We start from the raw sequence: 6,359 nt of genomic DNA on the forward strand, positions 1-6,359 counted from the left end.
ATTCATAAATGACGGTAAAAAATATATGATTATATCTGATATACCAAAATATGAAGATGGTGATTTAGATGTTTAATAAGAACAAGAATTTAAGAGTAAAAAAAGCTTTTGAAAATCTTAAAGAAAACTTTATAAAGGCGGTTGATAGACACGAAGTTATTCAATTTGTACCAGCTACTGAAAAAATAGATAAGACTTCTATAATTCTCAATCTTGGAAGAATACTCACGAAAAATGGATATAAGGTCATAATAATAGAATCAGACTTTAGAAATCCAACACTTTCTGAAAAGGCAGAAGTTGAGATAAATAGGGGACTAGTTGATATATTAGAAAAAGAAAGACCTTATGAAAATTATATTATAAATGATTCCATAGAAAAAGGGCTTGATATGATACTTGCTCCGGAAAAAAGAGAAGACACTCTAGGTTTTCTTGATATAGATAGGCTTGATGATATATTTTACTTACTTTCTGAAAAGTACGACTATATCTTACTTGATACAGCAAGCAATGAAAAAAATGATGATGCACATTTTTATGCTGACTTAGTAGACTCAGTAATGATTCTTGCACCTAAAAAAGATTTCAGGGACAAAAAATTAAAAAATGCCCTAGAAAAGCTTGAAAATGTTGGGGCAAAAATAAGTGCAATCATAAAAACAGAAAAATAAGGAGCTATTATGAAAAAGAAAATTTTATTTATTTTAAGCCTTGGACTTATCTTGTCTGCTTGTCAAAAAGAAGACTACAAGTCTCAAAGACATCCTGAAGAAAACAATAAAAGCCAAGTTGAAGCCAATGTACAATATAGTAAAAAAGATAAATCTAATGACACAAGTAATGCTAAACTTAAAAAAGAGAATCCATCAGAAGAGAAAAAGGATGAGAAAAATGCATCCAATACAGACAATAAAGAAAATAAAAAGATAGAGAATGAAGAAGAAAAAACAAAAAATCAAGATGAAAAAACAGAAAATAAAGATGAAAATATAGAAGGTTCATTTACAGTAGATAATATAACAAATATCAGACGAAATACAACAACAGACTCAGAAATAGTAGCAAAATTACAACCAGGGAATATAGTAAACAGAACAGAAATTGATGGAGAGTGGTCAAAGGTTATATTCGAGTCATATGAAGGATATATCTTGACAGAACTTCTTGTTCCAGCAAATTAATATCTATTTTTAATGTAGGGCAAAAAAGCCCTATTTTTTATATCTGTATATAATTTATTATTCATATTATGGTGAAAGAACTTTATACTTTTAAAAATTATACATATATATAATTGTGTAAAAAAAGTCATTTGAAAGCTTATCTAGTAGAATATTTTAAAAATAAATAGGTAAATCAAATTACCTAATTAAATCTTACAATCAATTGTTTGAAAAAAGATAGGTATTTATGTAGTAAAGCTATCTAATATAGAGATACTGACGGATAATATAAATGTAAGTAAAAGTGAAAATAGTAACTTTAAAGCTAAGAATAACAAAGGTAATAGAAAATCTATGTGAAAAACCTATAAAAGCACTTTTTAAATAAGGACATAAAACTATCTTGTTTAGAATATTCATGTAAATGTCAAATTATAATTTAACAAAAAATAGTAGTATATACCTATAATAATAAAAATAAGACTATAGCAAGCTTGATGAGCTTTTTAGAACCTATCTTTTGTAAGGCACTAAAGCTTGAGATAGATACATAGTCATCTCTTGGTAAAGAATGGTGTTTTTTTAATATATATTGCTATTTTTATTGACTAGGTCTATTTTTTAAATATAATTAAATTATATGATAATTTCATATGAATTATTTTTAGGGGGATAAAAATGAGTACACTAGTTTTTCAATCTGACTTTGGTTTAGGTGATGGTGCAGTTTCTGCAATGCATGGAGTTAGCAACATGGTAAATCCTGATATCAAAGTTGATGATTTAACTCATGAAATCAAGCCATACGATATATTTGAAGCGTCATATAGGCTCTTACAAACTATTTCTTACTGGCCAGAAGGAACAGTTTTTGTATCTGTAGTTGATCCTGGGGTAGGTTCTGATAGACATTCTATAGTAGTCAAAACAAATTCAAACCACTATATAGTAACACCTGATAATGGAACTATTTCTCATGTGGCAAAATTTATTGGACTTAAATCAGCAAAAATTATAGATGAGCTTAAGGATAGGCTACCATTTTCAGAAAATAGCCATACCTTCCATGGTAGGGATGTTTATGCCTATAATGGTGCAAAACTTGCAACAAACGAAGACTATTATGAAAAGCTTAAATCTTGTGAAATAAAGAATCTCGTGATTAAGGATATTAAAGAAGCTACAATTACAAATGGAGTTATTGAAGGAACAATTGATATACTTGATATTAGATTTGGCTCTTTATGGACAAATATAAGCCTAGATCTTTTAAAAAAAGTTGGTATAAATCAAGGCGATAGCATCAAAGTCACAATTTATAATAAAGAAATTAAAAAATATGAAAATCAAATGACTTTTGGTCATTCATTTTCAGATGTTGCTCTTGGTGAAACTATAGCCTATATCAATTCGCTAATTAACTTAGGAATTGCTATAAATCAAGCGTCATTTTCAGATACTTATCAAATAGGAACAGGATCTGATTGGATAATTTATATTAGAAAGGAAAAATAATGAAAAAGAATAATTCGATTACAACAATAGTAGCAATTGGTATTGGTGCGGCAGTATTTTTTATCTTAGGTAGATTTTTATCTATTCCAGTTGGCTTTATTCCTAATACATCAATTGAAACAACCTATCCATTTTTAGCACTTATGTCAGTACTTTTTGGACCAGTAGCAGGAGCATTAATTGGCTTTATAGGACATGCAATTAAAGATCTTTTAACATATGGTCTTTGGTGGTCATGGGTTATCTCATCTGGGGTAACAGGTTTGGGTTATGGACTTGTAGGCAAAAATCTAAATCTTAGAAATGGTGAATTTACAAAAAAAGACATTATCAAATTTAATATTGGACAAGTAATCACAAATATAGTAGCCTGGGCTGTTGTTGCTCCAATTTTAGATATCCTTATCTATTCAGAGCCGGCAAACAAGGTATTTACACAAGGTCTAGTTTCAGCAGGACTTAACTCACTAGCTGTAGCAATCCTTGGTACAATTTTAATCACAGCCTATGCTAAAACTCAAATAAAAGAAGGTTCATTAAGTAGAGATTAATTATGGAAGTTAAAAAGCAACTACTAGTAAAATTTAATAAATACAATTTTAAGTATAAGTCTCAAAAAGCTCCAACCCTTTATGATGTTGACTTAGAGATAAAGGAAGGGGAAAAAATTGTAATAGTAGGCCCATCTGGCTCTGGGAAGTCAACTCTTGCTAAAAGTCTAAATGGGCAAATTCCTAATACTTTTGATGGCAATATACTAGGTGATTGCTTTATAGATGGTAAAAAACTAAAGGAATCTTCGATATTTGATTTATCCCTATCAGTAGGAACAGTTCTTCAAGATACAGACGGTCAATTTGTAGGTCTTACAGTAGCAGAAGATATAGCATTTTCTTTAGAAAATGACAATGTCCATATAGAAAAAATGCGAGAAATAGTCCATAAGTGGGCAGATGAATTAAATATTAAATACCTACTAGATAGAAAACCATCTGATCTATCCGGAGGTCAAAAACAGACTGTATCAATTGCAGGAGTATTAGTTTCAGATGTTCCAATTTTATTATTAGATGAACCACTTGCAAACCTAGATCCAAAAAGCGGGCGAGCTACTATGGAGCTTGTAAAAAACTTATCGGAAAGACGAGGCTATACAGTAATTGTAATAGAGCACAGGCTCGAGGAAGCCTTACTTTTAGATCCAGATAGGATTGTGGCAGTAAGTGATGGAAAAATTGTTGCAGATGATAATCCTACAAATATATTAAAATCAGGTATTTTAGACAAGATAGGTATTAGAAAGCCCTTATATATAGATGCTTTAAATTATGCGGGTATTGATCTTAGTAAATATAAGGATTTATCAGATATAAGTAAGATTGATTTTTGTTATGAGGACTTATTAAAATTAAGAGATTGGTCAAATCAAATTGCTTATAAACAAGACCACAAAGAGGCTATTAGAGAAATAAATATAAACAATCTTTCTTTTTCTTATGGTAAGGTAGAAGTTTTAAAAAACATAAATTTAACTATTAATAAGGGAGAAATCATCTCTATTGTTGGGCCAAATGGTGCAGGTAAATCAACGCTTGCTAAGCTCTTATGTGGATTTTTAAGACCAAATAGTGGTTCTATAATAATTGAGGATGTAGATACAAAAACTCTTTCAATTAAGGAAATTGCTGATAAGATTGGCTTTGTGCTTCAAAACCCAAATGCTATGATTTCAAAGACAATGATTTTTGATGAAGTTGCCTTTGGTCTTAGGGTAAGGGGAGTAGAGGAGAAAGAATTAAAGGAAAGGGTTGAAAAAATTTTAAAGGTTTGTGGGCTTTATCCATTTAGAAATTGGCCAATAGCTGCTCTCTCATATGGACAAAAAAGAAGAGTAACTATTGCATCAATTCTTGTTTTAAATCCGTCTGTAATTATTTTAGATGAGCCAACTGCAGGTCAGGATTTTAGGAATTATACACAAATGATGGAATTTATCGGTAAGCTAAACAGAGAATATGGACTAACAATCCTTATGATAAGCCACGATATGCATTTAATCCAAGAATACACAGATAGGTCTATAGTTGTAGCTGACAAAAATATCTTAGCAGATTTAAAACCTGCTGAACTTTTCTCAAATAAGGATTTAATAAAAGCTGCAAATCTTGCAGAAACCTCTCTGTTTACTCTTGGCAAAAAGATAAAAGGTGTGAATCCAAAAGATTTTATAGAAAGATTTATTTCTTATGAAAGGGGTAGAAAATGAATAGTACACTAGGGTATATAAAAAATGATACTCCTATTCATAGGCTATCAGGAACAACAAAACTAATGGTCTTTATCCTTCTTTCGATAATTGTAATGACGACATTTGATACAAGATACTTATTTTTCATTATGCTAATATCACTTATAACTATGAAAATAGCAAAGATTAAATGGGAAGATGTATCATTTTTGGTAAAGGTGGTATTTGTCTTTTCGCTGATAAATATTATAGCAATCTATATCTTTGAACCAGAATATGGAGTTAAACTTTACGGATCAAGAAATGTAATATTTGAAGGAATAGGAAGGTATTCACTAACAGCTGAACAGCTTTTCTATGAATTTAATGTAGTTTTAAAATATTTTTCAACAATCCCACTAGCCCTAATCTTTATCCTAACAACAGATCCAAGTGAATTTTCATCAAGTCTAAATAGAATAGGAATATCATATAAAATTTCTTACGCAGTTGCTCTTGCTTTAAGATATATCCCAGATATACAGAATTCATACTATGAAATAAGACAAGCAAGTCAAGCCAGAGGAATAGAAATGAGCAGTAAGGTAGGACTAATAGATAGAGTTAAGGAGAGTGCAAACATAGTAATGCCACTAATTTTTGATAGCCTTGGAAGAATAGAAACCATAGCCCAAGCAATGGAACTAAGGCGTTTTGGCAAAAACAAGACTAGGACTTGGTATAGGGCGAAGGATTTTTCAAGAAATGACTTTCTAGTTATAATAGGAGTAATAATTTTACTAGCTCTGGGCGTTTCACTATTTTTTGTAAATGATGGAAGATTTTACAATCCATTTTTATAAAAATATATAGCAATAGATCTGAAAGATTTAACATACTCTTTATAGAGTATATATGATAAACAACGCCTATAATAACTATGTGAATTTTTCTAGACATGGTAGAAATTGTCTAAATTTCTTTCTCAATAATATAGGAAAAGAATATAGAATTTGATACTACAGATTCATCTTATTATAAAATAGCAATAGAAATATTTTGATCTGGAGCAAATGAACTTTATACTAATCTTTTGGAAATGATTATGTAAGTTCATAAGGATTTTAGGCTAATACAAGTAGCATTTTATATAATATAAAAGTAGGTAATTTTGTATTTATAAGCTCTGACTAAGATAGATTACAAATAAACGTGCATAACAAAATATCAAAGTGGTAATTAAATCTAACTAAGACATAAATCATACAATAAATAGGCTAGATTGGCCGGTATCTTATTATAAGGCAGTAAAAAATATATAAGACAAAACTTGTTATGAGAAAAATTAAATATGAAAAAAGAGGAGTCTTTGGATTCTCTAAGAGCATCGACAAACTCACGAAATTATTGATATTGTTGATGCTTTTTTTATTTCCTAAAATTATAATTAT

Annotated in this window: 6 protein-coding genes; all 6 read left to right on the plus strand. The window is 29.7% G+C overall.

From position 1 onward, the window contains the following. Positions 1 to 68: 68 nt before the first annotated feature. The 6 genes from SOR60_RS02770 (at position 69) to SOR60_RS02795 (ending at position 5,771) form a co-directional block, all read left to right on the plus strand. Positions 69 to 674 (plus strand): P-loop NTPase family protein, encoded by a 606-nt coding sequence (locus SOR60_RS02770; RefSeq protein WP_320595140.1) that lies wholly within the window; start codon positions 69 to 71, stop codon positions 672 to 674. Between the two features lie 9 nt (positions 675 to 683). Then, on the plus strand, positions 684 to 1,184 hold the full coding sequence (locus SOR60_RS02775) for an SH3 domain-containing protein (RefSeq protein ID WP_154539974.1): 501 nt from the start codon (positions 684 to 686) through the stop codon (positions 1,182 to 1,184). Between the two features lie 660 nt (positions 1,185 to 1,844). Beyond that, positions 1,845 to 2,681, plus strand: coding sequence for an SAM hydrolase/SAM-dependent halogenase family protein (locus SOR60_RS02780; protein WP_154539976.1), 837 nt, complete (start codon positions 1,845 to 1,847; stop codon positions 2,679 to 2,681). Further along, positions 2,681 to 3,232 carry an ECF-type riboflavin transporter substrate-binding protein gene (locus SOR60_RS02785; protein ID WP_154539978.1) on the plus strand — a complete coding sequence of 184 codons (552 nt, stop codon included), beginning with the start codon at positions 2,681 to 2,683 and terminating at the stop codon, positions 3,230 to 3,232. The genes SOR60_RS02780 and SOR60_RS02785 overlap by 1 nt, the downstream gene beginning before the upstream one ends. Before the next feature lie 2 nt (positions 3,233 to 3,234). Then, positions 3,235 to 4,947: an ABC transporter ATP-binding protein gene (locus SOR60_RS02790; RefSeq protein WP_320595141.1), complete on the plus strand. Its 1,713-nt coding sequence runs from the start codon at positions 3,235 to 3,237 to the stop codon at positions 4,945 to 4,947. Further along, the gene (locus SOR60_RS02795; protein WP_154539982.1) at positions 4,944 to 5,771 is read left to right on the plus strand and encodes an energy-coupling factor transporter transmembrane component T family protein; all 828 of its coding nucleotides are present in this window, start codon (positions 4,944 to 4,946) and stop codon (positions 5,769 to 5,771) included. Before SOR60_RS02790 ends, SOR60_RS02795 begins: the two co-directional genes overlap by 4 nt. Positions 5,772 to 6,359: the final 588 nt, after the last annotated feature.

Origin of the sequence: Anaerococcus porci (assembly GCF_034090325.1) — a bacterium.
Classification (GTDB): domain Bacteria; phylum Bacillota; class Clostridia; order Tissierellales; family Peptoniphilaceae; genus Anaerococcus; species Anaerococcus porci.